Source organism: Ensifer sp. 22460 (assembly GCF_052044935.1).
Classification (GTDB): Bacteria; Pseudomonadota; Alphaproteobacteria; order Rhizobiales; family Rhizobiaceae; genus Ensifer.
Genome location: NZ_JBQENZ010000017.1, coordinates 20,011 through 44,018, shown reverse-complemented (window position 1 = coordinate 44,018; position 24,008 = coordinate 20,011). Strand labels below are relative to the sequence as shown.

The 24,008-nt window shown below is 58.4% G+C and carries 21 protein-coding genes and 6 pseudogenes; 12 read left to right on the top strand and 15 right to left on the bottom strand.

Going from position 1 to position 24,008, the window contains the following annotated elements; translation table 11 throughout:
• Both ugpE and ACTJKM_RS20810 read left to right on the top strand, forming a co-directional pair.
• Positions 1-849, top strand: coding sequence for a sn-glycerol-3-phosphate ABC transporter permease UgpE (gene ugpE / locus ACTJKM_RS20815; RefSeq protein ID WP_058323802.1), 849 nt, complete (start codon positions 1-3; stop codon positions 847-849).
• Positions 849-1,898: a sn-glycerol-3-phosphate import ATP-binding protein UgpC gene (locus ACTJKM_RS20810; RefSeq protein WP_113514575.1), complete on the top strand. Its 1,050-nt coding sequence runs from the start codon at positions 849-851 to the stop codon at positions 1,896-1,898. Before ugpE ends, ACTJKM_RS20810 begins: the two co-directional genes overlap by 1 nt.
• Before the next feature lie 159 nt (positions 1,899-2,057).
• Here ACTJKM_RS20810 and ACTJKM_RS20805 read toward each other — a convergent pair.
• The 7 genes and pseudogenes from ACTJKM_RS20805 to ACTJKM_RS20775 all read right to left on the bottom strand — a co-directional run.
• Positions 2,058-2,193: pseudogene (locus ACTJKM_RS20805) on the bottom strand (ABC transporter permease); the annotation flags it as partial.
• Positions 2,194-3,043: 850 nt separating this feature from the next.
• Positions 3,044-3,289, bottom strand: coding sequence for a DUF982 domain-containing protein (locus ACTJKM_RS20800; RefSeq protein ID WP_440660754.1), 246 nt, complete (start codon positions 3,287-3,289; stop codon positions 3,044-3,046).
• 1,086 nt (positions 3,290-4,375) lie between these two features.
• Positions 4,376-4,507 (bottom strand): hypothetical protein, encoded by a 132-nt coding sequence (locus ACTJKM_RS20795; protein WP_280938123.1) that lies wholly within the window; start codon positions 4,505-4,507, stop codon positions 4,376-4,378.
• A gap of 1,137 nt (positions 4,508-5,644) precedes the next feature.
• A complete protein-coding gene (locus ACTJKM_RS20790; protein ID WP_440660752.1) occupies positions 5,645-6,238 on the bottom strand; it encodes a hypothetical protein in 594 nt (197 codons plus the stop codon).
• The gene (locus ACTJKM_RS20785; protein ID WP_440660750.1) at positions 6,216-6,731 is read right to left on the bottom strand and encodes a hypothetical protein; all 516 of its coding nucleotides are present in this window, start codon (positions 6,729-6,731) and stop codon (positions 6,216-6,218) included. Before ACTJKM_RS20785 ends, ACTJKM_RS20790 begins: the two co-directional genes overlap by 23 nt.
• 98 nt (positions 6,732-6,829) lie before the next feature.
• Positions 6,830-7,228: a hypothetical protein gene (locus ACTJKM_RS20780; RefSeq protein ID WP_058328907.1), complete on the bottom strand. Its 399-nt coding sequence runs from the start codon at positions 7,226-7,228 to the stop codon at positions 6,830-6,832.
• A 629-nt stretch (positions 7,229-7,857) separates the two neighbouring features.
• Positions 7,858-8,682 carry an adenylate/guanylate cyclase domain-containing protein gene (locus tag ACTJKM_RS20775; RefSeq protein WP_440660749.1) on the bottom strand — a complete coding sequence of 275 codons (825 nt, stop codon included), beginning with the start codon at positions 8,680-8,682 and terminating at the stop codon, positions 7,858-7,860.
• A gap of 394 nt (positions 8,683-9,076) precedes the next feature.
• Between ACTJKM_RS20775 and ACTJKM_RS20770 the strand changes: the two are divergent.
• The 3 genes and pseudogenes from ACTJKM_RS20770 to ACTJKM_RS20760 form a co-directional block, all read left to right on the top strand.
• Positions 9,077-9,385, top strand: a pseudogene (locus ACTJKM_RS20770) (helix-turn-helix domain-containing protein); the annotation flags it as partial.
• Between the two features lie 126 nt (positions 9,386-9,511).
• The gene (locus ACTJKM_RS20765; RefSeq protein ID WP_440660788.1) at positions 9,512-10,075 is read left to right on the top strand and encodes a ProQ/FINO family protein; all 564 of its coding nucleotides are present in this window, start codon (positions 9,512-9,514) and stop codon (positions 10,073-10,075) included.
• Positions 10,076-10,378: 303 nt separating this feature from the next.
• On the top strand, positions 10,379-10,705 hold the full coding sequence (locus tag ACTJKM_RS20760; RefSeq protein WP_058328909.1) for a GYD domain-containing protein: 327 nt from the start codon (positions 10,379-10,381) through the stop codon (positions 10,703-10,705).
• Positions 10,706-11,631: 926 nt separating this feature from the next.
• Here the strand turns inward: ACTJKM_RS20760 and ACTJKM_RS20755 are convergent.
• The gene (locus ACTJKM_RS20755) at positions 11,632-11,886 is read right to left on the bottom strand and encodes a hypothetical protein (RefSeq protein ID WP_058328910.1); all 255 of its coding nucleotides are present in this window, start codon (positions 11,884-11,886) and stop codon (positions 11,632-11,634) included.
• 708 nt (positions 11,887-12,594) lie between these two features.
• Between ACTJKM_RS20755 and ACTJKM_RS20750 the strand changes: the two genes are divergently transcribed.
• Positions 12,595-13,098, top strand: a complete 504-nt coding sequence (locus ACTJKM_RS20750; RefSeq protein ID WP_440660747.1) for a hypothetical protein — start codon at positions 12,595-12,597, stop codon at positions 13,096-13,098.
• Between the two features lie 516 nt (positions 13,099-13,614).
• On the opposite strand, the pseudogene ACTJKM_RS20745 reads toward ACTJKM_RS20750, so the two are convergent.
• From ACTJKM_RS20745 to ACTJKM_RS20735, 3 genes and pseudogenes are all read right to left on the bottom strand, one after another.
• Positions 13,615-13,992: pseudogene (locus tag ACTJKM_RS20745) on the bottom strand (VapC toxin family PIN domain ribonuclease).
• Positions 13,989-14,243, bottom strand: coding sequence for a FitA-like ribbon-helix-helix domain-containing protein (locus ACTJKM_RS20740; RefSeq protein ID WP_440660745.1), 255 nt, complete (start codon positions 14,241-14,243; stop codon positions 13,989-13,991). The pseudogene ACTJKM_RS20745 and the gene ACTJKM_RS20740 overlap by 4 nt, the downstream one beginning before the upstream one ends.
• 195 nt (positions 14,244-14,438) lie before the next feature.
• Positions 14,439-15,777: pseudogene (locus tag ACTJKM_RS20735) on the bottom strand (PQQ-dependent sugar dehydrogenase).
• A gap of 468 nt (positions 15,778-16,245) precedes the next feature.
• On the opposite strand from ACTJKM_RS20735, the gene ACTJKM_RS20730 reads away from it, so the two are divergent.
• The 3 genes and pseudogenes from ACTJKM_RS20730 to ACTJKM_RS20720 all read left to right on the top strand — a co-directional run bounded on the left by ACTJKM_RS20730 (position 16,246) and on the right by ACTJKM_RS20720 (position 17,843).
• Positions 16,246-16,437 carry a DUF6494 family protein gene (locus ACTJKM_RS20730; RefSeq protein WP_058328913.1) on the top strand — a complete coding sequence of 64 codons (192 nt, stop codon included), beginning with the start codon at positions 16,246-16,248 and terminating at the stop codon, positions 16,435-16,437.
• Positions 16,434-16,757 (top strand): annotated as a pseudogene (locus ACTJKM_RS20725) (type II toxin-antitoxin system HicB family antitoxin); the annotation flags it as partial. The gene ACTJKM_RS20730 and the pseudogene ACTJKM_RS20725, both read left to right, overlap by 4 nt.
• 282 nt (positions 16,758-17,039) lie before the next feature.
• Positions 17,040-17,843 carry a L,D-transpeptidase gene (locus tag ACTJKM_RS20720; protein ID WP_440639480.1) on the top strand — a complete coding sequence of 268 codons (804 nt, stop codon included), beginning with the start codon at positions 17,040-17,042 and terminating at the stop codon, positions 17,841-17,843.
• 109 nt (positions 17,844-17,952) lie between these two features.
• On the opposite strand, the gene ACTJKM_RS20715 is transcribed toward ACTJKM_RS20720, so the two are convergent.
• Positions 17,953-18,135 (bottom strand): hypothetical protein, encoded by a 183-nt coding sequence (locus tag ACTJKM_RS20715; protein ID WP_058328914.1) that lies wholly within the window; start codon positions 18,133-18,135, stop codon positions 17,953-17,955.
• Positions 18,136-18,641: 506 nt separating this feature from the next.
• Positions 18,642-19,409, bottom strand: coding sequence for an alpha/beta fold hydrolase (locus ACTJKM_RS20710; protein WP_058328941.1), 768 nt, complete (start codon positions 19,407-19,409; stop codon positions 18,642-18,644).
• Positions 19,410-19,580: 171 nt separating this feature from the next.
• Between ACTJKM_RS20710 and ACTJKM_RS20705 the strand changes: the two are divergent.
• Positions 19,581-19,673 (top strand): annotated as a pseudogene (locus ACTJKM_RS20705) (MarR family transcriptional regulator); the annotation flags it as partial.
• 30 nt (positions 19,674-19,703) lie between these two features.
• On the top strand, positions 19,704-20,015 hold the full coding sequence (locus ACTJKM_RS20700; RefSeq protein WP_440639482.1) for a MarR family transcriptional regulator: 312 nt from the start codon (positions 19,704-19,706) through the stop codon (positions 20,013-20,015).
• A gap of 320 nt (positions 20,016-20,335) precedes the next feature.
• Here ACTJKM_RS20700 and ACTJKM_RS20695 read toward each other — a convergent pair whose 3' ends face one another.
• Positions 20,336-21,379 carry a sulfate/molybdate ABC transporter ATP-binding protein gene (locus ACTJKM_RS20695; RefSeq protein ID WP_058328916.1) on the bottom strand — a complete coding sequence of 348 codons (1,044 nt, stop codon included), beginning with the start codon at positions 21,377-21,379 and terminating at the stop codon, positions 20,336-20,338.
• 477 nt (positions 21,380-21,856) lie between these two features.
• Positions 21,857-23,046, bottom strand: a protein-coding gene (locus tag ACTJKM_RS20690) for an IS3 family transposase (protein ID WP_113479667.1) whose coding sequence is annotated in 2 segments (ribosomal slippage) — positions 21,857-22,794 and positions 22,794-23,046 — 1,191 coding nt in all. Because the reading frame shifts where the segments join, the coding sequence is not laid out codon by codon here.
• Positions 23,047-23,450: 404 nt separating this feature from the next.
• Here ACTJKM_RS20690 and ACTJKM_RS20685 point away from each other — a divergent pair.
• A complete protein-coding gene (locus ACTJKM_RS20685) occupies positions 23,451-23,891 on the top strand; it encodes a hypothetical protein (RefSeq protein WP_058328917.1) in 441 nt (146 codons plus the stop codon).
• Positions 23,892-24,008 lie beyond the last annotated feature (117 nt).

Here is a 24,008-nt window from a genome sequence, read left to right as displayed (position 1 = left end):
ATGATCGAAAATCGCCCCATTTCCACCCTGATCAGCCACCTGGTGCTCGTGATCGGGATCCTCATCGTTGCGCTTCCGATCTACTACACGTTCGTCGCGTCGACGCACACGTCGATCGAGATCGTGCGCCCGCCGATGTCGCTCGCGATCGGCGACCATCTGGTGGAAAATTACAAGGAAGCAGTCGGTGGCGGCGTCGAGCGCGTCGTCGGCGTCAGCCTCGAGCGGCTGCTTTTCAACTCGACGGTCGTGGCGATCGCAATCGCGGTCGGCAAGATCGTGATTTCCTTTCTCTCCGCCTTCGCGATCGTCTTCTTCCGCTTTCCGCTGAAGATGCTGTTCTTCTGGATGATTTTCATCACGCTGATGCTTCCGGTCGAGGTGCGCATCCTGCCGACCTACAAGGTGATCGTGGACCTGGGCCTGATCGACACCTATGCGGGCCTGACGCTGCCGCTGATGGCTTCGGCGACGGCGACCTTCCTCTTTCGCCAGTTTTTCCTGACGATACCGGGAGAACTGGTGGAAGCCGCGCGCATCGACAATGCCGGGCCGTTTCGCTTTATGCGCGACATCCTGCTGCCACTCTCTGCAACCAACATCGCCGCGCTCTTCGTCATCCTCTTCATCTACGGCTGGACCCAGTACCTCTGGCCCCTGCTCGTCACCAACGACGCCAAGATGAATACGATCATCATTGGGCTCAGGCGGATGATCGACTTCACCGACGCCTCGACCCCCTGGAACTATGTCATGGTGACCGCGATCCTGGCGATCATCCCCCCTATCCTCGTCGTGGTGCTAATGCAGCGCTGGTTCGTCAAAGGTCTTGTGGAGACAGAAAAGTAATGGCTGAAATTTCCCTCAAAGACGTCCGCAAGACCTACGGCACGGTGGAAGCAATCAAGGGCGTGTCGCTCGACATCATGGATGGCGAATTCGTCGTGCTGGTTGGTCCGTCGGGGTGCGGCAAGTCCACGCTCCTGCGCATGATCGCCGGGCTCGAAAGCATCACCGGCGGCGATATCCTCATCGGCACGCGCCGGGTCAACGATGTGGAACCGGCCAAACGCGACATTGCTATGGTCTTCCAGAACTATGCGCTCTACCCCCACATGAGTGTGCGCCAGAACCTTGCCTACGGGCTGAAGAACCGCAATACACCGGCCGCCGAGATCGACCGGCGGATCGCGACCGCCGCCAGGACGCTGGAGATCGAACCCTATCTCGACCGCAAGCCGCGCCAGCTTTCGGGCGGACAGCGCCAGCGCGTCGCGATGGGGCGGGCCATTGTCCGGCAACCGGCCGCCTTCCTCTTCGACGAACCGCTCTCCAATCTGGACGCAAAGCTGCGCGGACAGATGCGCATAGAGATCAAGCGGCTGCAGCGGTCGCTCGGAACAACGAGCGTGTATGTCACGCACGATCAGATGGAAGCGATGACGCTCGCCGATCGGCTGGTCGTCGTGAATGCCGGCCGGATTGAACAAGTCGGTACACCGCTGGAGCTCTACGAGAAACCCGCGACAACGTTCGTCGCCACTTTTATAGGCTCGCCCTCGATGAATCTCTTGCAAGGCAAGGACATGTCGGCGGGGTGGTCGCTATCCCCGGATGTTGTGCGCCCGAATACCGACTATACGCTCGGCATCCGCCCCGAGGATCTTTCCCCGATACCCGCCGATTCAACCGGTTTGCCATTCGCGGCCACGGTCCAGATCGACGGTATCGAACTAGTCGGGGCCGAGAGCCTCCTGCATGGTCGGCTCAAAAACGGCAGCGAATTGATCTTCCGAGTTTCCGGGCGAGCACACAACGAGATCGGCGACGAAGTTAAAGTTGGGGCCGGTGCGGAAGCTCTCCATTTGTTCAGTGCAAACGGCCACCGACATGGATAAGTCGTTCGCAGATTGCATCGAGCCTGACGGCCACCCATTGGCCGAGTAGGAGACGCATGCTGCTATTTATTTGATGCGCAGGACATCGTTTCCTTCGGCGTGAGCTATCTTGAGAGCCGTTTTGGCGAGAGGTCATCGTCACACATGAGCGATCCTTGATTAGCGCCGCTCCGCCATGGTCGACCTCAACACAACGACAACGAGGCCGATCAAGACCGTTGAAGAGAAAGGCCGCTGCCGCGATCGCAGGCCTTATGTTTTCACGGATGCTGGAGAACATTTGCCGCGCCAACGTTGCCTATTCTCAACTAACGCAAGAATGAAGCTATCCGTTTTCTATCGTTTGCCGTCGCGCGGCGGTTGATGATGATGCGTCCGCGGGCATCCTTCATGATGTAGCGGCCATTCACAATCTCTTCGCTAATGCCGCCTTCGTGGCGAACGCGGACATCCTGCCCATTTGCCTTTGCGTTCCCACGACTGGAGCTGTTGGACCTCGAATTCCCACCGCTGTTGCCGCCAGCATTCCCACCTCCGCTGCCGCCTCCACTCCCGCCACCGTTCCCGCCACTTCCGCCCCCGCCTCCAGTACCATTACCAGCGAAGGCGACGGTCTTGACGACCGCAAACCCGGCGCTAGACATTTCGAGGCTGTAGGGCAAAGAGATGGCGAGGGTGCAGGCTGCCGGCCAGAATGCTGTCAGTATCATCCGGCGCGTGATCATAGTGTCTCCACGGCTTTTCGTACGCAAAACGCACGTAGCGCGGTGGGCAACGAACTGCCTTTGCCCCTGACTGAGACCACAGTCAACTCGCACCAGCCCAAAAAGGCTCCGTGAGGAGCCAGGGCCTATTCTGGCCCCGGTCGTCTGCATTTGAAAGCATGCGAGGGCTAGAATTCGCTTCGGCGTGCGCAGCTTCTACGAGAGGTATGTGGCGCTGGAAGGTTCCGCTATGGGACTTCAGTCCCATTAATCGCCGCAAAGGTCTTAGTCTTACTTCGGTTATTGAGAGGTCCGGTCGCTGGGTTTCCCGTTTCAGCTACATCGGTCCGTCACCGCCATGGCTACGGGAGGCGTTGCGGACCTCGCCTTGTACCGCGTTGTCAGCGTCCAATCCCTCAGTTCCGGCGAAAGCTGCAGAAGTCAGTGCAGCTTTGTCACCCTAGCCTCGGCAATGGCCTCTATGAACGCATCTCGCGCTTGTTCCCACGGGTAGGTCCCAAGCATGGCGTCCGTGCATTTGTTAAGGGCGTCCAAATAGGCGACGCCATAGTCGACAGGCCAACTCTCGCTAAGCAGCGTAGCTGCTCGGGCGGGAGTCGACACTATTTGAACTCCGTCGAGTTCCGGGAGCTGGATGATCACGCATTCATTCCAAGTTTCGATCATCGCCGCCTCCGTTTCCTTACTGATTGACCGCGGCATGCAACCCTCATTCCGTCAGGGTTGTACTGGCTGCGCTGGCGTAAACGCTTTCAGCTTTGGTGGCTTGTCATTCTCATCCGGGTTGGGATTGGGAAACTCGTCCGGAAGGATGTCGGGCTCTGGTTCCTCGATGGGGGGCTGCGGCACGTCCGGTGGCATTCCTGGCGGAAATTCGGGATCGGGGGGCCTCGGGATTGGTTCGGTAGGCATGTTCTCGGCTCCTGTTTTGGCGGTCAACCGCTACCGGACTGTGTTTGTTCCAAGATTTGATCGACGCGGCCGCTTGAATAACCCGTAGTCACCGACATGGACGAAGTCTCTGCGCGTTGGAAGGAAACTCCAGCTCAAGAACAACTCGCGCGACACGACCTCAACATTGCAACCTATGAGCCGAAGAAGCTTCTGGCGCTGCGACCACCCAAGGACCGCTGTCCGGGCGCAGGGTGGTCGCGACCCTAGAAAGCTCTATTGAGCAGGCGTCGTCGTTGAAGGCTGCGTCGTAGACGGCTGAGTAGTCGACGGTGTCGTGGTTGACGGCTCCGTAGTGGACGGTGTGGTCGTCGACGGTTGGATGGTTGACGGCTCAGCAGTCGACGGTGCTGTCGTCGACGGGGTAGTTGTCGATGGCGTGGTCGTCGACGGTTGAGATGTCGTCGGCTCAGTCGTGGTCGCCGGCGGTGTTGCGGTCTCGGGGGTCGTTTCCTTCTTTGGTATGAGAAGGACGATGAGGATGATGACCACCACGGCAAGAATTATCCCAAGGACGGTATTTCGGCTCATGCTTGGCTCCTCTTGGATGCATCCGACTTGCGAATTGTATCACGGCAACCAAAACCGGAGATGAACAGGTCAACCGGGCGAGGGCGAAGTCCGCGCCGCAAGCGATCGCTTCGGCCTTTTGCTGGGCGTTTAATCTTCCGAAGGGTGCTCTGCTCATGATCGATTACAATCATGCCTATACGCATGCGTCTGTTCCGGTGATCGTTGCGGTCTACAGCAACACCCTCGACGTCTCGTTGTTCCATCGCGGGATCGGGAATGTAAGAGGCTCTAGTGGCCAGGAACGATTGCCGGCGCCTGCGGTGGTGCCGGCTCTGCTTCCGGTCGGAGCGCCAGAATGCTCAATACCAGGGCGACGAGAATGCAGATGAGTACGAGGAAGGCGATGCCGGCTTTGTCCATCGCCTACCTCAGCCCTTGAATGTGGGCATAACGAGGCACCGGCGCTGAGTACGGCGACCGCGTTCCCTTGTGGACAGGAGATCACCACCTGCTTGCGGTCGATCGACCGATACGTTGAGATTGCATCCGAACCGAGCTCCTGCCTCTCCGCAATCCCCGAATGGGGACAGCTCTTAAAATGGGGCCCCCTCCTCCGGAAGGGCGGAAGTATCTTGGGGCTGCGTGCGGCTACCAGAGGTGAACGCAGCCGTTTATCCCGTGCTACCTCGGCGGTCAGCCTACAACTCATCCATTCTGGGTAAAAAAAGGGCCCCGCTGAAGCGGGACCTGAGGTGAACCAGCGCCCGGCTCTCGCAAGCCGGTCGAGAATTGCGCGCATTGGCGACCTCGGTGGGCCCCACATCTAACGGGGACACTAAAAGCAGGCGGGGCCCAGAGGCGCCTCGATCGGGTCGACGATCGAAACATATCCAAACTTAGAGCGGCGCAAAAGGTTCCGCCATGGGACCTCAGTCCCAGAAGGCAAGCGCAAAGGTCTTAGCTTCGTTGTCGCACCCTACCGTCGCGTTATTTTCTTCTTAGCCCAAGCAGCACAGCCCTTAACTGGCTTGGGCGGGCAACGGCGCCGGAGCGCCCCCTTGCAGTCAGCAGGGCGCGGTTTTGATGTCGTTGCCCAATTGAAGGATTGAGGATTTGCGAATGTACAAACGATACACTTACGGAACGCCACAGAGGAAGTTTACGACGGCCCTCCCAATCGGAGTAATGCTTCTATCAATGGCGGTAATCGCTGCTTATCTGCTGGTTGGGGGTGCTTTGAGCGACGGCGGCCGTCCGATCGCCACTGTCCTTCCGAAGCTCTCCCTGGCCACTTCGCGATAGCAGTCGGTCCGGCAAAGCTCCTGGGCGGGTTGGCGTCCCCATCCACCTACCCCGCAGCTTAAGCGTCAGGAACATCAAAGAGCTGAGTCTGGAATGTACAGCGAGCAACCAGTGCCGTTTTCTGGGATGAACTCGATACCGGCCGTTTCAGAGGCGTGACGTATTGACCTTATTATCGCACTTGTAAGCGAGGGTAGAATCCAAGGTTCTGGCGGGAAAAGATGATGACCTTCGAAGCGAAGACAATCTGCAGGCTCAGTTTGTTCCGAACCGTTCAAGCATCTTTCGCAACTGGACGTTCTCTTGTTGAAGCCGCTGCGCGAGTAGCCCTTTCAGCCGACGGTTCTCTACCTCGAGCATGGCAAGCTCGTTATAAATGGCTTCGGGAGCAGCGGTAATCGTCCTGCTACCAAGGGGACGACCACGGCGCGTTGGCCCTTGGCGCTTCGGCTTATCTTCTGGTGGAATCGTCTTCGTGCGGTTTGCTTCCATCGGCGAGAGGGCAGGACCGGAAACATCCTCGGTGCGAATGTTCTCTTCTGTCGGGGGCGCCGGATCTGAAGTCAGTTCAACGGCGTCGGTCCCAGCGCTCTCGTACGGGTAAACCTCCGCACTCTGCCCCGGAGTAGGCTCGCCGGGGTGCTGAGCCGGTTCGAACAGATGCGGCGCTTCGGTCTCCGCCTGGCGTACGAGGGCTTTGAGGTCCGTATCGCCCCAGATGGAGGACGGAGTGGTTGTCGTCCGCCGCCGGGCCGATTTGACTTCGACGATAAACTTGCGCTGCTGCGGTTTCATAGGGATCCAACGTTGAAGGCGCGCCACCAGCTTACGACGCGTCAAAGCGCTCAAGCATTTTCTTGAGCTGAATGTTCTGCAAAAGCAACTTCTCTGCCAGCCGGCGTCTAAGTTGCCTGATGTCCTCGTCCAATGCGGTCATCTCATCGACGAATGTCATCGGCGGCTGCTGAGCACTGGAGTCGCCATCTCCATACTCGACGGCATCGGCCACGGCAACATCGCTGGCGCTCGTTTTCCGGCTGCGCCTTTGCTTTTTCGCCGGCGGTGGTCGCGTTGGTCCGGCGGGTTCCGGAAGCGCCACGCGGTCGTCGGTACTTGACCGGTCGACCGTTGTGGTGGGCGCCCGTTCACCGCCGACAGTCGCGGTGTCGCGATTGCCTGCAACCTCGTTCGAGGCTTCCACTATCGGTTCGTCAACGTCGCCGATCGGTTCCTCGGTCGCGATTTCATGCGGGCTTTCCGGCTCCATGACCGTTCGCCCGAAAGACGCCAGTTGGACCAGATATTTCCATGGTGATTTCATATGTGCCGCCACCTCGAGCATTGGCACCGGCATCCTCCGCCGCAGCTCTCGACGAACGGCAGCGAGAATGCGATGACGAGGGCCAATCGCTTAAATCCAATCAGCCCTTCACCGAATGATCAGGCAAGACCCAGTCGCTTGCGCAGATCGGCGTTTTCAGCTCGGAGTTTTTCGGCCAGTGCCTTGCGGAGCCGAGCGTTCTCTTCTTCAAGCTGAAGAAGATCAGCAATGTCGTCGAGGACGGGAGCCGGTGTTTCGATCGTTTGCTTTGCCCCACGGGTTTTTCCGGTCCCCTTGGCGACCTTCTTTGCCCTGGTTTTGGCAACCGCCGGCGCCTCTGCCGACTTGTCGGCACGCTTCCTGCGTCCTCTCACGGGCTGGGCAGCAACTGCCTCCGGTGTTTCAGCAGTTGCGTCCGAAACGACATTTTTCGGCCGCGGTCCTCGGCGCTTCCTGGGCGGCGCTGCTTCCGCCGGTGCCGCCGTCTCTGTGATCTCGGTATTGCTCTCGTCTGCCATGAGTGTTTTCCCTCTCGAACTGATGATCTTTTCCAATGAGCAGCGAGCAGAGTCAACAATTACCCTAGCGAGGTCATCCCTGCTTTTAGCATGAAGCCGTCGCCAGCAGCGGGAAAACGTACCAGGTACCGGCCGCGAATGCGGCCAGGGGCGGTCCGCGCTGCTCCGCAGGCAACCTTTTTTTCCGGCAGCGTGCCGGAATCGGGAAAGCAGACCGTCCCTCCCTCGAGCTTGGCGGTTAGAGTAAATGAGCAATTTATGTTGGATTGCGATCCCTGTCCGCGCCCATTGAACCATCTGGCTGCACTATTCGCCCCGCCTACAAGAGGGCCTTTCTTTTCCGGCACATTGGATTAGCAAGCCGAACGTACACTGTGACCGCGCGCGGCCGCCATTCTTGCTTGCTTATTGCAACGCATTGCACTCCTTGAGCGCCTGATCGCCCTACGGCAGACCTGCCGAAAAGGAGGCCGAAAGCAATGCCAATGAGTAGGAGCAGAGCCACTTGAGAAACCATCTCAGGGAAGAAGTTCTCAATCACATTGCCCTCCCGTCGCTTTGGCACCTCGACTGCGCAAGCACCCCTGAATTGTCACGGTTTGGCGTTCGCGAAGTCGTTGCGGCGATCGCTAGGCGTTTGATTTCGCTCGAATGTCTGCCAGCAATATATTCGCGAGATCGACGAACTGGCCCTGCGGAAACTTTGACAAATACGCTTCAATCATCTCGACGTTACCGGTGTCTCGAACTGTTTCCCAGAATGAAACCTCGATACCAGGGTCGGCGTCGCCAGCCCCCCCTTGGGCAATGCGTGCGGCTGCCAGTTCGGCGAACTGACCCGCCGGGAACCGCTTCAAGTAAAGGAGATACTCGGCCGGGTCGTCGCTCTCCTGTACCGCCTCCCAAAAGGCCACTTCGACTCGACGCACCTCGTCGCTTTTGTCATCTACTGAGAAGGGCTCTTGGAAAGACGATGATCGCTCGGGGCTGTCGACGGACGATAGCTCCGCATTCAGGCTTGGTTCGGCCTGCGGGTCGAACAGGACGCGGAAAACCCGCAGTGGGCGCGCAATGTTCTTGACCCGGTGCTCGCCCAAATCCTCGAAGGTGGTATCAACGCGATCGCGCAGATGATCCCGTACCCCTCTTGTCACGCAGATGCCGCCGGCATCAGCGAGGCCTTCGAGCCGGGCGGCGATGTTGACGCCATCGCCGAAGATATCGCCGTCTTTCACCAGAACGTCGCCGATATTGATCCCGATGCGGAAATTCATCTTCCGGTCGTCGGCAAGCGCCTGGTTGGCACGCCACATCGCCTGCTGAATGGCGACTGCGCAGTTGAAGGCATGGACGATCGATGGAAATTCCGCCAAAACGCTGTCGCCGGCGGTCCCGAAAATCTGACCATGGGCGCTTTCGATAAGGCCGTCGACAATAGTGCGATGCGACGTCAAAGTGGCAAGCGTCTGCTCTTCGTCCGCATCATCAAGCGGGAATAACCTTCGATATCGGCCGCAAGGATCGCTGCAAGCTTCCTTTCAAGTGGTGGCGCCTCCATGTGAACGGTCCAATCTAACGCCTTCGTTTCCACGGTACAGTCGAACCATCAACCGATGGGAATGCAGCTTTGTTCCCTTCCGCAGGCGCTGGAGCCGGCTATGTAGGCATGAACCCGATCCGAATTACACGCGCCGCCAGACGCTCGCGCTTACCGCCCAGGCGGACGAAGTGCTGCGACGAGTTGGACGCCAAGCAAGCGTTGCAATAGCAAAGCCTCTCTTCCAGCGACCAATTCGTCGCGGAGAGCTCGATACCGAAATCGGGCCAACGCCTTATAAGAGATTTACAATGGTGACTAAGCGCGAGTTCAAGAGCTATGCCTTCGAAGCAATCCACACCGTCGTCGAAGGTATGTATGCTGCAGGCACCATCGACAAGGAGACGATGCGGACCTTCGATGAGGCCTGCATGTTTCGTCTGGCAAGAGTCGACTCCAAGCGAGATCAAGACGCTGCGCGAAAACAATCCCGTTAGCCAGCCGGTCTTCGCGCGCTACCTCAATACCAACGAGTCGACCGTACAAAAATGGGAAACCGGCGCGAAGCGGCCGAGCTGACCCGCAATGAGTTGCTCTCGATCGTTCGGAAACAGGTCTTGAGACGCGCTCCCAGAAGGATACTGCCGCGGAAGGCTCAGCCCGCACAGTTGCAGTCGACAGCAGAGCTTATCGCTCGCACGTTTGGCAAAACGGACTCGCAGTGCTTGCGTGCTGGCGTTCACGCTATGGGTGCAAATGTCATTGGTTCGTGGTACCGAATGGCATATCCTGGAATGGACACTCCTGGATTGGCACGGACTGCGATGCGTCAGAAGTCACCGAAGACGAAGTCTCCGCGAGAGAACTCCAACCCGGTTCTCGCCCGTGAACGAGAGGTCGCAAAGACCGAGGCAATCAATGCTCTTCTCACTCGGCCGATCGCAGTTCTTCCAGCCAAGATCGGCGACCCGATTCGACCCTTTGCACTCGGGCTCTGGGATGAAATCCGCCCTCTCCTGAAACCGGAATTCAGCGTCACGGCTCTTCGCAAGGCGATGGCAACCTATGTGCATTCGCGGAGCTATCAGAGGGCGGTCGCGCGACCCGGATCAGTCCGCCACGACATCAATGGTACACCGGTAGGTCCTGTATCGGACGCCGACAGGTTGGATGCACACCAGCAGTACGAGGGTTTCAAGGCGCGCGATGGGTCACGCAATCCAAAGTCGGCACCTCCCCTCCCCTCCACGGCATCAAAGTCGGACGTGATCCGCGCTGGCCTCCTCAAGCGGAAGGACACTCCGCGCTAGGACGCGGCCCATGGTCAAAGGAGCGCAGTTTGTTCCACTCGATAAATGATACCAGAAGCACAGACCGGGATCATCGCTCGTCTACGAGACAACTTCGTGCATGAAAATCGGATAAATTTCGACCGGCGGCCAGTGTCGACCCACAGTCGATCCTTCTTGCCTTCTTTGGGGCTTTCCGCCGCAACCACAGAAACTGCGAATTTGAAACCGTTGCGTTGACTACGACAAGTCCGCACATTGGGTGACTCGCGTTTTCCTCGCCTTGAGCGTTAACTGTGTTGTTCTGGCGGAGGAGGCAAATTCATGGCCATTTATCTCACGCGCTTCAGCTACACGCCCGAAACGTGGGCGCGAATGATTGAAAACCCCGAGGATCGCCGAGAGGCGGCACGCACTTACATTGAATCCGTTGGCGGAAAGCTCCATGGGTTCTGGTACGCCTTTGGCGAGCATGATGGTTGGAATCTGTGGGAGGCACCTGATAATATATCGATGGCGGCAGTCGCTCTTGCTATTGGCGCAGGAGGCGCGCTCAGTTCTATTGAGACCACTGTTCTCCTCAGCGTCGACGATACGATCAAAGCCTTGGAAAAGGCAAAGTCAATTCGGTATCGTCCACCGGGAGCCTAGGTGGCGACCCACCGCTTGCCATCATGTTGAGATGCGTGCTTCGTGCGTATCTCCGTTATCGGCGCGACGTTGTCACTTCCACGTCTCCGTGTGAGGTGGCAAATGCCACAAAGTAGGCCTTGCCTATGCGGCACCCCTGCAGGTTGCCCCTTACAATGCCACCGGGATAAGGATCCGCCGATCTCGCTCGATAAACTGATTAGTGAACTTCCCAAGGTCAGCGGTCCGCTCGTCTCGGCGCACGACAGCGTGCCGTGCCGTCACGATTGAGAGGCTTCCTCGCCGTTTGGGTTTGGCACCGGCGCCTCTCTCGTGTCCCGCGGCGGATGTATCTGCTCATCTGACTTGGGCGTCGGGTCCTGAGGTTCGGGACGGCGGGCGGGCCGTGGTTTGGAAGCGCCCTTCTTGGGAGTAGGAGTAATTTTCTCAGTCATAAGCTCGTTGCTCGCGCTTTCACTGGAAGAACCAATAGACATAAGTAAAGTTCCGCTCGAATTGAACCTCTCAGCCTTGAATGGCGTCGACGCAGTGGCTCTGCTAATGGGCCTCGATCAACCGCCCTGACATCCGTTTGATCCGGGAAACGCCGGCATAGCTCAGATGGCGACTACGCGGGCAGGAGCGAGCCTGGTGTGCGACTGACCAAATGCCCCCGGCGCGAAATTCATCGCTACCTTTTGAGCAGCGCGCGTTACGAGGATTCATCGAGATCGGCGATTTGGCCGGAAAAAAACGTCCCCGCTAACGCAGGACCGGTTGCCCAATGACCTCGATAGGCCCCACTAACGGGGACACTGATGGCAGGTGGGGCCTAGAGGCGCCTCGATCGAGTCGAGGAACGAGAGTTAACCTATCGGACTTCGTCCCATACGGCCGCGCAAAGGTCCCAGGGTTGCCTGCGGGGCCATTCCTTAGGGCTGCACCCGTCACATAGGGTCATTTCCCTTCATTGCGTTCGACATATGCGTCTTGCATTTGTCGTTTTCGTTTGAGGCAAGTGCTTCCTTCGCCATCGCCAATTCCTTATTGGCGTAGTCCTTCTTCATCTCGTCTGTCATAGCCTTGACGTCAGTTTCGAGCTTCGCCATGTTCGCTTGATTACACACGATATCGGACAAGGCAAAGGCAGAAGGCCCAGCAAGTGCGAGTAACACAGTCGCCGTCAGTAATGTCTTCAGCATCGTTACTTCCTCTTTGACGCGTTGAATGTTGGGCCAACCATCGAGCGAGAGTGACGTTCCTCGGGGCGAGAACACATCATCGTGATCTGACCTGCCGCCGGTCTCCTTCCTGCTACGTCCGATGTGGCCGACACCGTCGAAGGCCAGCCAAATCGCAGTCGGTAGGTGGATCGGTGGCGTTCCGCCGCTTGCGGCATGGTAGTTGACCCCTTGGGATTCCGGATAACCACTCGGCGCCGCGGCCTACCCTCACTTCAAATCCCACATCGGAAGGAAACCAGCGAGCAAAGCCCCCCTGACGCGCCTGATGAGCGAGGACGAAATTTCTGCATTCGTCGGACGTGATCGAGGCTGGGTGACGAACAGGACGCCGCGACCGGCAAGTGCTCACCGGCAGGAGAGAAGTAAGGCACCCACAATCCACTGAAACTGGAGTTTGTTATCCATTTGCGGTCGATCGGCACGTTTGTGGATACCGCTTGGCCAAAAACGCGACACTGGCGCAGACTTATCGAGCAGCCTCGCCGTCGACGAACTGGCGCGTCACGATAACGACCGCTCCGTTCCATCATGGGTGACCTCAATCACCCTTTTTGGCTATCTTGTCGGATTGATTAGCCGATATTATTTTTTCTTCACACTCGATTTTCGAACTACGGGGCTCCGGCTGAGGGAACCTCGCGCCGCCCCTGGGAAAGGAGGTCGCGCATGCATTCCCTGCCTAGATCGATGGCGCTTCTCCCTCACGAAGTGAACGAGATCGATCGGATCTTCCAAGACATCCTGCGCGAACGCGGGCTGTCGCGAGACTGTGAGTCGGCAGAAGTGATCGCAAGACGCGTTTTCAGTTGTTACCAGAGAGGCATCCGAGAGAGCGGCGCCCTTAAATACATGACCGGTTTCGACAAAAGATCGGTGGCGCCATCGAACGCTGCAGCGCTCATTCACGGTATTCCGGAAGTCTCGCTGCAGCAGATCGCAGGAGAGTCCGCCTTCCAGATCAGTCCGGACGAACTTGATATGCTTCAAAGAACATTCGATCGGGTGTGCACCTGGTGCAGCATTCCCCGTTACGGTAAGCGCGCTCAAATGTTGGCCCGGAACATCATCGAGCAATTCCGCAACGGGGTGAGCGATGAGGCTGCGCTGTTCGAGAGCGCCATGTGGCAGGAGCAGCACTCCGACGTTGCGCAGTATCAGACGGACGCATAGGGACCGGATGATCGATCGAGCTCCGAGGGGGCAGCCTATGTCCACGAAGCCTGGCAGATGTACGCTTGCTTGGCCGCGTCGTCGCCTTTCGAGGCCATTCCCTGTGGCTCGCTCTCTGCCGGCAGGAACCTTTCCGCCGTATGCGCGTTTCTCGCGTGCCTTGGTCCCGACACCCCGACGGGGCCCATTTCTTTTAAGGAACCATTCCGAGAACGCGCGCGTTGTTAGGCTTGCAATGATCCAAAATCCCTCCGGATCAAGGTAGAGCTCCATCGACGTTCGGGCGGAGGTGGGGCTCTTCTGTTGCATCTTGCCGGAACACATCCCAGCGGCGCTCAGAATAACTACAACTTCTGAGATATGCGCGAACGCTTGCGGAACGAAAGAGGCCCGCCTGGCAGCGACTTCATCTTCCCGCGACTTCCAGTTCATGGTTTCGATCGAGGATGTTCTGAGATGATTCCGGCAATCGCCGTATAAGAAAGTCGCGGTGGAAACGCCAGCGTATCCACGGGTTCAAGGCGACAAGCCAAGGAAGGTAGGGCCCGCTGGTTGGGTTAAAGTGGCCACGACGGGGACCCCTGCCGCCTCAAAGGGGCTTGTATCGCGTGTCGCGATTGTAAATCCCTTGGAGGCTGCAATAGCCGCAATATATCCATCAGGTGTCGGGAATCCTTTCCCCCCCTGCCCGCGCGCTTGGCGCAAGGTCCGCATAGTGCCGAGCGGCCGCAGTGTCGAATGACAACACGCGGTCGTCGAACAGTTCGAGCAGGCCATCAAGCGTGTCGGCAGATACAAGGTTTCGGCCACCTGGTCATTCAACCAAGTGCGCACAGCCAAATCCGGGGTCGGCTTCATTGCTTCCGAGACGACATTCGTGTCCAGGACGATCATTCAAACCTCATTGGCTCCGCCGGCGCTTTGTCGCGCACCTGGTCGAAAACTTCAAAATCTTCATTGGTCAGGCCAAGCCGCCCGCTCAGCTCAGCCAAGGCCTCACCGATGCGAACACGCTGCTCGGGCTTTACCGCCCGTTCCAAAATCTCGCGGACTTCAGCCTCTGTGCTGCGGCCGTGAAGCGCCGCTCGGACGCGCAAAGCCCGGTGCACTTCATCAGGTACATTTCGTACTGTTAGGATAGCCATAGTCAGACCCTCGCACTCGCCTTCAATGACTGCAATACAGCTCCAGTGCAGTCATTCTACAAGTTTTGGAGTTTGGATTCTTGAACGGTTGGCTTTCAGCCACCCTTGCTATCGCTCGGTCACGATCAAGGCCACGCTGAGGTTCCCGTCGATACACAAAATGCGACTTCAGAGGTCTGAAACTGCGCTCGGTTCTCAATTGCGGCGGCTTACGCGCCAAATGACGTTGCCGACGTCGTCTGCCACAAGCAGTGCGCCGCTTTTGTCGATCGCTACGCCGACCGGACGACCCATTGCCTTGTTGTCGGGGCCGATAAAGCCCGTGAGAATATCCTGTGGCCGGCCACTGGGTTTGCCGTTTCGGAAAGGCACGAAGACAACCTTGTAGCCGCTGTAGACGCTCCGGTTCCAGGAGCCGTGCTGACCTACGAAAGCTCCGTTGCGATAGAGTGGGCCGAGTGAAGCACCCTTTGAGAACGTAAGACCCAGCGAGGCGGTGTGCGAGCCCAGCGCATAGTCCGGCTTGATCGCTTTGGCGACGAGATCGGGACGCTGTGGCTTGACGCGAGCGTCGACATTCCCGCCGAAATAGCTGTAGGGCCAGCCGTAGAAGCCTCCATCCCGGACGGAGGTCATGTAGTCAGGGACGAGATCGTTACCGATCTCATCCCGTTCATTGACCGCGACCCAGAGTTCGCCGCTCTGCGGATTCCAGGAGAGGCCGTTCGGATTGCGCAGGCCCGAGGCGAAGACACGCGTGCGGCGGCTTGCGCGGTCGACCTCAAGAACCGCGGCTCGGTTCGTCTCCACTGCCATGCCGTTTTCCACGACATTGCTATTCGAGCCGACTGTAAGGTACAGTTTGCGCCCGTCAGGGCTGGCAATGACGTCCTTAGTCCAGTGGTGATTCAGATTGCCCGCCGGCAGATTGATAATCTTTTGCGCCGGGGCAGTTATACGGGTGCGGCCGCTCTTATAGGGGAAGGCGACGAGGGCATCGGTGTTGGCGACGTAGATCCTGCCGTTCGTGAGGGTCATGCCGAAGGGCGAATTCAGTCCCTCCAGAAATGTCCGGCGCATGTCGGCGGCGCCATCTCCGTCAGTGTCCGCGCAGGAGCGTGATCCGATTGGCGCTTTTGGTTGCCGCGCCGGCACGCTTCATTGCGGCGCCCATGACCAGTTTGCGGAGGCTGAACCCACCCCCCTTCTTTTCCGGCGCATTACTTTCAGCAACCAGCACATCGCCATTGGGCAGGACGTGCAGCCAACGGGGGTGGTCGAGACCTGTGGCGAAGGCATTGACCCTTAAGCCTTTCGCGGGCGTCGGCGCCGTGCCGTCCCGCCAACCTTTCGCTTCGGCGATCCGGATCGTGGGGATAAGCGTCGGTCGCGGCTTTGGCAGCGTCGGGTTCGGCCCATAGCCGCCGTTGGAGGCAATTGCCCCCGTCTTCTGATCCGAAATGGCGACACAGCCGGTGACGAGGGTTCCTATGATTGAGACGATGATCGAGAGTTGCGGGATTCCGGTATTCATCGGATGCCCTCCGAACGAAATGCATTTTTCGCCGCTTGTAACTTAGACACGAACCTCGCCGGTATTATTCCGTGGTTTTTGTGATCCGAGATTCGCGCCCTGCGCGGCTAATCCACCCTACCCTTGCGGAGCAAGGCTCGTTCTGATGCCAGCCGCGGCAAAGCGGGTGAGCTGAATCTGGGTTGCATCCTCGGTGTAAAGGACGTGAACCGCGCGGCCGCTCGGTGACCGCTTGCGAGCCCACGCTTGGGGTAAGTTTATCCTCACCATCGTCAAAAGCGGCACCTCCTTCCGCCGCGCGCAATGTGGATCGCTTCCACGCCTCCTCCCAGAATCGGTTAAGTTGAAGGGGGCCCGGCGCCTCTTCTTGGGTTGCAGTCTATTTGCAGCTCACCGCGCCTCACCGTCCTGCTTCCTTGACCACTCGCCTTCCCTTACAATTCCTTCTGAACACAGTGGAGTTCTGCCATGAGCCAAGACGCCTTTAACATGTCGATCCGCAAATTCCTGAAGGAAGTCGGCATTACCTCGCAGCGCAAAATCGAGGAGACGGTGCGCGAAGGGCAGACCGGCGGCCAAAAGCTGAAGGTCCGCATGACGCTGACGGCGGAAGGCACCGACCTCGACCACGTAGTAACCGGCGAGATCGAACTTCCATAAGAAACATCGAGCTTCCCACCGCGCAACCCGATATTCCCGGGCTGGTCACGGCAGGGACTGACCTCGACGATGCGCGAGCAATGGCGGAAGAAGCCTCCGACCTACATATCGAAGGTCTAGCCTCAGACTGCGAAGCAATTCCCGAGCCATCCAGATTGGTCGCGGTGATGGCAGACGCGGAGAACCAAGATAGCGTTGCAATTCTGGTCGCCGTCAAGACGGAAGCCAAAATGAGCGGTTCGCGTAAACATCACCCTGCCAGAAGACGTCCTAAGGCAATCGATGCATTCGCCGAAGCCCAAGGGCTGACCCGATCAGGCTTTTTGCGAGCTGCCAAGCATGAGATCGGCTACGCAAACGACGACAATAACGATAACTACGCTAAGGCGCGGCTAAGGGCTCAAGTGGAACACAATCTGCGCCTCGACGAGCAGTTTGGTTACATTATCCAGCCCCTCAAGCCGACGAGCTGGCGTCTGCCACCCAGCACTTGCAAATGGGAAGCGGGCGGAAGGCCGGTTTCACGCCTTCTTAACCGTGATTTGGGAAAATGTGCCCATCCGTTGGGTATGATGCCGACCGTTCGTTGGGGTAAAACGTGCATGCGTAAGCCGCAAGATCAACAGCTGTCCTCTGGAGAGCCCCTCCCGGAGACCGGGTACATCGTCTCCCGCCGCGCCGTGCTTTCTGGTCTCGGGATCCTGACCATGCTTGGCGCTTCCGGCTGTTCGCAGGCGCTCGAAATCCCGTCGTTGGGACCAATCGAGCCATCTGGTGGTATGCCGCCTGTGGGCGTTGACCACATGCCGACTGGGTCAATCCGCCCGATCCCACCGATCAGCGTCGACAGCAACATCACCGACAACGGCACGATGTATGCTTCGATGATCGATAATGGTTTCGTGATCCCGGCAATCCCATTCCAGAAGGTCAAGCCGGAATTCCGGCGTCAGATCGTTATCGATCCGACCGGCGAGGCACCGGGCACGATCGTGGTACGCCTCAACGAGCGGCATCTCTATTGGGTGCAGGAAGGCGGCGAGGCGATCCGTTACGGCGTCGGCATCGGCAAGGCCGGCTTCGAATGGAACGGCCGCGCCGAGATCCAGTACACAAAGGAGTGGCCGACCTGGACGCCGCCCAAAGAGATGATCGCGCGCAAGCCGGAGCTGGTGAAATGGACGGGCGGTCAGCCGGGTGGGCTCGACAACCCGCTCGGCGCCCGCGCGCACTATATCTACAAGGACGGCCACGACACTGGCTATCGCGTACACGGCTCACCGGAATGGTGGACCATTGGCACTCAAGCATCTTCCGGCTGCGTGCGCATGATCAACCAGGACGTCATCGACCTCTACAACCGGGTCAAGGCGTCGCCGACCAAAGTCCCGATTGTGGTGGCGTGAAAGCCTTCCGCGCTGAGTGCGTAGGGAATCGAAGGAACACGACAGTCCCTACCAAAGAAACTGGCCGTTCCATCTTACAGCACCCGCCTGCCCTTCTTCGATGGCAGGCTTATGAGGCGAAGGCCAGAACGATTGCGATAACGAGCAGCAACGGGCCCATCCACTTGAAGTGGCGGGCCAACGGCAGTTGGTTTGCCGGGTTTCTTGACAAAGTCACATACCCAAAGCCCACGGACGTCATCCACAGGCCGGCGCAAAACATGATGAATTCGTCAATATAGTCTGCGACCATGACTCTCCTGCTTTCTTCGAGGCATTGCCATCAGTCCGCCTCAACTTCGCAGTGGCAATGCGCATATCCCTCACGTCGGCGGCGCACCGTCGCTTTGGGGATTGTCGGGCTACTCGAGAGGCTTCACTCGGGGGATACCCCAAAAGCCCGTCTCCATAACGCCGATCTTACCAACCAGACCGAGACCCATTAGCAAATTATAGTAGGTCATGGATATAGTTCGCTCTTGCCTTACAAAAGCACATATGTGCTCCATTCGGTGTTGCAGGCGGATAGTACTGTCCGGATTGCGGCGCCTGAACCCGCTTAGGCGCTTGCTTGAAGGTTGGGACCGCACCTCAGCTGTCGAGCGAAATGAAAATGCACAAAGCCGGGAAAGCATGCTGATAACAAAGCAAGCGAGCAAGATTGACGCCCTGAAACAGGCGTAGCCGCAGTCCGTGCTCTTACGCCAAAGCCGCCACCCTTCCGGGGGACGGCCTTTGCTCACCAGCAGTGTACAGAGATTACTGTGCAGCCTCTTCGATGAGGTCCGCAACGGCTTGGGGCTGCGACACCATCACAACATGGGATGCACCCTTGATCACGACAGTGTGCTTTGAGCCTGCCCGTTCGGCCATGAAGCCGAGTGCCTTCGCTGGGATGTTCTTGTCGCCGTCCCCATAGATGAAGTAGGAGGGCAGCGTCTTCCAGGCCGGCTTCCCGGACTTTTCCGTTAAGGCAGCTTCGGTGATTGGGCGCTGGCCGGTGGCCATCAATGCCGCATCCTCAATTGAAACATCGTGGGCGAACTGGTCGTGAAACTTCGCCTGGTCGATGGAAAGATCGACGCCGCCATCTACCAGCTTGACTGGAGCGGCGAGCGCTTGGCCAAGCGTTCCGCCTGGAAACTTACCGGCGAGATCGGCAGCTGCTTCCCCTGCTTCCGGAGCGAACGCTGCCACATAGACCAGCGACTTGACATTGTCCTTGCCATTGGCAGCGGTCGAGATCACCTGGCCTCCGTAGGAATGGCCGACCAGGACGACGGTTCCTTTGATGCTCGAGATGATGTCTGAAACATACGCCGCATCACCGGCGACACTGCGCAGGGGATTGGCGGCGGCAACAACCGTGTAACCGTCCTTCTGAAGGATCTTCGTCACACCATTCCAGCTCGACGAGTCGGCGAAAGCGCCGTGGACGAGAATGACTGTGGGCTTTGCGGGCTGGGCAATTGCGCTGCCGGACAGGAGAGCGGCCGCAAAGGCAGCGGTGGCGGCGAGTTTGAACATGACGATATCCTTCATAGCTTGGGATCTAGGTTCAGGCGGGAGGCAGTTATTTATTTGCGTGCAATTTACTTGTGTACGATTTATATGTTTCCGAAATGGCCATGTCAACCGCTTGCAATTAGATCGTGTGCGAATTATTTTTGCGGAAAGGAAATCGCGATGACGAAACCAGACGACCATCGCGGCGTCGCAGGAATGCTCTGCTTTTCCCTCTATTCCGCGAGCCACGCATTCACCCAACTTTACCGGCCATTACTGGACAAGCTGGGCCTCACGTACCCGCAGTACCTGGTCATGGTGTCGCTCTGGAATCGCGACGGCCAGAACGTCAAGGAGTTGGGTAACGATCTCTTCCTTGATTCCAGCACGCTTACGCCGTTGCTCAAGCGCCTGAATGTTGCCGGGTTAATTACCAGAACGCGCAACCCAAAGGACGAGCGCGAGGTGCTTCTGCACCTGACCGAGAAAGGTCGCGCGCTGCAGGGTCAGGCCGATGATGTCATGCATTGCATCGGCGATGCGGTTGCGCTGGAAGCGGACGCTCTCGATACTCTCCGCGTCACGATAGACGGCCTACGCAACAGGCTTCAGGCACGGGCGAGATAGTTCGAAACCCTCCTCATTGAACGCTTCGCGATAGCAAGCCGGTGGCGGCCCAACCTCGTACCGAACAGGGGTCCCGCGAGCGGGCGTGCTCACCAACGTTCCGTTCGCTTCGCGGGCACCGCAGGCCGCTATCGACCGCTGATTTAGGAAACGCACCCGCTTCGCTCTTCTTTGTTAACTAAGCTATTGAGTCATTTAACAAAATAGCTGTTTCGTTTATTTAAATCGAGATCTGTCAGGCCGAGGGCGGATATCATCGCTCGCCCGCGTTACTCACGCGGGCGCTGTGTCCAGGCTCTACCGGTCGGCCGCGACCGCTCTTATTCGCTGCGGAACAGCCTCCACTTGGTGGGCCTGAAGGCGATTCGGCTTCTGTGTGCAAAAGACGCGCGGTCCGGCGGCAGCTCGATTTCGACGGCCGCATGCGTATTGCCCAGATCTAGCTCAAGATGGCGCGTACCGGCAACCCGCCGGCTCCCGATGATGAAGCCTTCAAGGCTGCCCCGAGAGCCATCGACGAGTTCTATGTCGTGCGGGCGGAAATACAGTAAAGCCTCACCATCGCCTTCGGTTGCAGCCCGCAGCCCTATGGGCAGATCTTCGAACCGGATTTCGCCGTTTGAAAGCATGACCTTTAAGCAATTCGACTGGCCAATGAAGCCATAGACGAAAGTAGAGATTGGGTGATCATAGATTTCGTCCGGCGTACCGGATTGCTCGATCATACCTTTATTCAGCACCACCACGCGATCAGCCAGTTCGAGCGCCTCCTCCTGGTCGTGGGTGACAAATACGGTCGTGTATCCGGTGCGATCATGGATTTCACGCAACCACTGGCGCAATTCCTTGCGCACTTGAGCGTCAAGCGCACCGAAGGGCTCGTCGAGCAACAAGACGGTCGGCTTAACCGCCATGGCCCGGGCAAGCGCCACGCGCTGGCGTTGGCCGCCGGAGAGCTGAGCGGGGTAGCGATTTTCAAATCCTGACAGCTGTACGAGCTCTAGTAACTCGAGTGCCATTTTGTGAATCTCTGCCGGTGGTGGCCGCCGATTGGAGCGGCGAACCTTTAGACCGAAAGTCACGTTCTCCAGCACAGTCATATTCCGAAAGAGGGCATAGTGCTGGAAGACGAAGCCGATATTTCTTTCCTGCACCGTCTTCATCGACGCGTCCTCGGCATCGAAGAAAATCGTGCCATCGGTCGGGCTCTCGAGGCCGGCAATCAACCTAAGCAAGGTCGTCTTTCCGGAGCCGGAGGGTCCAAGCAAAGCGATCAGTTCACCAGAGTGGATGTCAAGAGAAACGTCGGCGAGCGCAGGGACGCGGTCATATTCTTTGCGTAGGCCTTGGATTCGTACTTCCATATATCCAGGTCCAAGTGAGTGTCATCCATTGCATCATTTGAACGCGCCAGCACAGAGTTGGTTCGATATGCTATCAGAGGAGTGAAGCTGGCGACTTCGCATTGGAAACCGGAAGCGGAGGCATGGTGCGACTGCTCGTGGCTGCCGCGTCCGCGTAAGAGGCTCTGGCATGGTCTCTCAAACTCAGCCCTGATCCTGTAGAATGAGCGGGGGTCCGCGGGGCAACGAGACACGGGTTCGGCCACAACGCTTCAGCCCACAAGCGCGCCGAAGGGATACCAGGCGCATTCGGCAGCAGACAGCGAGGCCATGAACAATCGTGTGAGCCGCGCGTTACCTGTCAAATGGTGAGGTAAAGTCATGGCTCGAACCTCTCGAAACAACGGCCGCCGAGCGGAACTACTCCACATTGGGCTCGTGGTATTTGCAGTGTTGATTATCGCGGCAATGGTGGCGCTTTGACCTGCCACCGAAGTTTCATCCGGCGGCGATTAGAGTCTCGGCGGGTTTGAATACGCCAAATGGCGCGGCGGGAGCAACCGGCGGAAACGCGAAGCTTTCATCTTGCGCAGCGTTGGAGCCGGTTGCGGCGATGATCCCGGCGTAGCCTGCCGGGGTTTGGTATCCGAGCGACGAGTGTGGCCGGAAATGGTTATAGTCGGCAGCCCAGTCAGCAATGGCGCTGCGGGCATGATCGAGGCCGAAGAACAGGCTCTCGTTGAGCAACTCGTCGCGCATCCGACCGTTGAAACTCTCGACATAGCCGTTTTGCATCGGCTTTCCCGGCGCGATGTAGTGCCACTCGATCTTGTGATCCTTCGACCAGGCAAAGATGGCATTCGAGGTGAGTTCGGTGCCATTGTCGGAGACGATCATTCCGGGTTTGCCTCGCCGTTCGATCAGCGTCGTCAGTTCTCGGGCGACACGTCGACCAGAGATAGACGTGTCCGGGATCGCTGCCAGGCATTCGCGCGTCACGTCATCAACGACATTGAGGACCCGGAATCGCCTGCCGCAGGCGAACTGGTCGTGGACGAAATCCAGCGACCAGCGGGCATTGGCCTTCGCTTCGACCAGGATCGGTGCACGCATGCCGACAGCACGCCGCCGGGCTTTTCGCTTGCGAACGGAAAGCCCTTCCTCGCGATAAAGACGGTAGATGCGATTGACGCCCGACCGCTCTCCATCTCGCCGAAGCAGGATGAACAGGCGACGGTAGCCGAAACGCCGCCGCTGGTTGGCCAGGTCGCGCAGCTTCGCTCGCAGATCGACCTCCGGCGGTCGACGGGACCGATAACGGATCGTCTTGCGGTCGGCGGATATGATCTGACAGGCCCGACGCTCCGAAAGACCCATGACGGCCTTCAGATGCGTGACGGCTTCACGCTTGGCGGCAGGCCCTACCATTTTTTTGCAAGAAGCTCGCGGAGTGCGGCTGCATCCAGCATCTGCTCGGCCAGCAGTTTCTTTAGCCTGATATTCTCGTCCTCAAGCGCCTTCAACCGCTTCGCCTCGGAGACCTCCATGCCGCCGTACTTGGCTTTCCAGTTATAAAACGTTGCTTCTGAAATTCCGTGCTTGCGGCAGAGGTCGGCCACCTTCGCGCCAGCCTCCTGCTCCTTCAGCACCGCAATAATCTGCTCTTCCGTAAATCGCTGCTTCTTCATTCGTCCGTCCTTTAATAGGCCGGACTCTAATCCATTCTGGAGGGAATTCTCAGGGGCAGGTCAGCTTCTGTAAGGCGATATCCCAAGCAAAGAACTCGCTCGAAACAAGCCGTGCTCAGCGCTCATAAAGAACGGCTCGGTTGTGGGTTGTTAAATGTTTAGAGCTTTGCGCATCCCTCGCTTTCGTGGCTCTAGATTTGGTGAAGGCAATCTTGAGTCAGCCGAGCGTTGGCTGCGGCACCTCGACGATGTTTCCGCCTCGTTTCGTGGCGGCCGCCTCGCAGCCGGATTCTGGCCGCGTGCTTGGAACTAATGACGGGCGAGACTGTTTCAGCTGCGACTTTGGCATGACGCTGACGTGCCCTCCTGGCTGGGTAAGCCTCGATTTTGAGGAGACTCGCACTATGAAGACTTCGTCCAGATTTCGTTCAGTCGCGGCTGCGGTTATCGCTGCAGCAGGAATCAGCTTTGCCGGCTCAGCGCATGCCGACAGCGGTACGATCAGCTTCTCAGTCTACAAGGCTGCCTTCTTTGTGGGTGGTTCTGGAGGCGAGGGCACGCTGACCTTCCATGGTCGCCGCTATCCCATCTCTGTCGGTGGCATCTCGGGCGGCCTCGCCTTCGGGGCCTCTAAGACCAATTTCCATGGTACCGTTCGCCACATTCGCCGCGCCCGAGATGTAACGGGGGTCTACGGTGCGGTAGGCGGTGGCGGCGCGGTCGGCAAAGGGGCCCAGGTGATCGTCATGACCAATGACAAGGGTGCCCAACTCGAGCTCTCAGGCAAGCAGGTAGGTCTGCAAGTCAACGCCGATCTCAGCGGTCTTGCCATCACAGTGAAGTAAGGGCCGTCGCGCCGTTCGTCGTGCCTGCGGTCGGCCCACGACGCTGAATTACAAAGGTCGGCTTTCAGCGCTCTGGCGACAAGCAGCGGGGTGACCTGATTGAACATGCCGAAAGCC

Bases quoted from the DNA above. Each gene is read 5' to 3' on its own strand.
- ACTJKM_RS20785 (WP_440660750.1), bottom strand. From the start codon at position 6,731: ATGCTCGAGGTGGCGGCACATATGAAATCACCATGGAAATATCTGGTC.
- ACTJKM_RS20715 (WP_058328914.1), bottom strand. From the start codon at position 18,135: ATGGTCGCAGACTATATTGACGAATTCATCATGTTTTGCGCCGGCCTG.
- ugpE (WP_058323802.1), top strand. From the start codon at position 1: ATGATCGAAAATCGCCCCATTTCCACCCTGATCAGCCACCTGGTGCTC.
- ACTJKM_RS20810 (WP_113514575.1), top strand. From the start codon at position 849: ATGGCTGAAATTTCCCTCAAAGACGTCCGCAAGACCTACGGCACGGTG.
- ACTJKM_RS20765 (WP_440660788.1), top strand. From the start codon at position 9,512: ATGGGTGCAAATGTCATTGGTTCGTGGTACCGAATGGCATATCCTGGA.
- ACTJKM_RS20730 (WP_058328913.1), top strand. From the start codon at position 16,246: ATGAGCCAAGACGCCTTTAACATGTCGATCCGCAAATTCCTGAAGGAA.
- ACTJKM_RS20750 (WP_440660747.1), top strand. From the start codon at position 12,595: ATGCATTCCCTGCCTAGATCGATGGCGCTTCTCCCTCACGAAGTGAAC.
- ACTJKM_RS20760 (WP_058328909.1), top strand. From the start codon at position 10,379: ATGGCCATTTATCTCACGCGCTTCAGCTACACGCCCGAAACGTGGGCG.
- ACTJKM_RS20695 (WP_058328916.1), bottom strand. From the start codon at position 21,379: ATGGAAGTACGAATCCAAGGCCTACGCAAAGAATATGACCGCGTCCCT.
- ACTJKM_RS20720 (WP_440639480.1), top strand. From the start codon at position 17,040: ATGCGTAAGCCGCAAGATCAACAGCTGTCCTCTGGAGAGCCCCTCCCG.
- ACTJKM_RS20740 (WP_440660745.1), bottom strand. From the start codon at position 14,243: ATGGCTATCCTAACAGTACGAAATGTACCTGATGAAGTGCACCGGGCT.
- ACTJKM_RS20755 (WP_058328910.1), bottom strand. From the start codon at position 11,886: ATGCTGAAGACATTACTGACGGCGACTGTGTTACTCGCACTTGCTGGG.
- ACTJKM_RS20800 (WP_440660754.1), bottom strand. From the start codon at position 3,289: ATGATCGAAACTTGGAATGAATGCGTGATCATCCAGCTCCCGGAACTC.
- ACTJKM_RS20795 (WP_280938123.1), bottom strand. From the start codon at position 4,507: ATGGACAAAGCCGGCATCGCCTTCCTCGTACTCATCTGCATTCTCGTC.
- ACTJKM_RS20700 (WP_440639482.1), top strand. From the start codon at position 19,704: ATGGTGTCGCTCTGGAATCGCGACGGCCAGAACGTCAAGGAGTTGGGT.
- ACTJKM_RS20685 (WP_058328917.1), top strand. From the start codon at position 23,451: ATGAAGACTTCGTCCAGATTTCGTTCAGTCGCGGCTGCGGTTATCGCT.
- ACTJKM_RS20780 (WP_058328907.1), bottom strand. From the start codon at position 7,228: ATGGCAGACGAGAGCAATACCGAGATCACAGAGACGGCGGCACCGGCG.
- ACTJKM_RS20710 (WP_058328941.1), bottom strand. From the start codon at position 19,409: ATGTTCAAACTCGCCGCCACCGCTGCCTTTGCGGCCGCTCTCCTGTCC.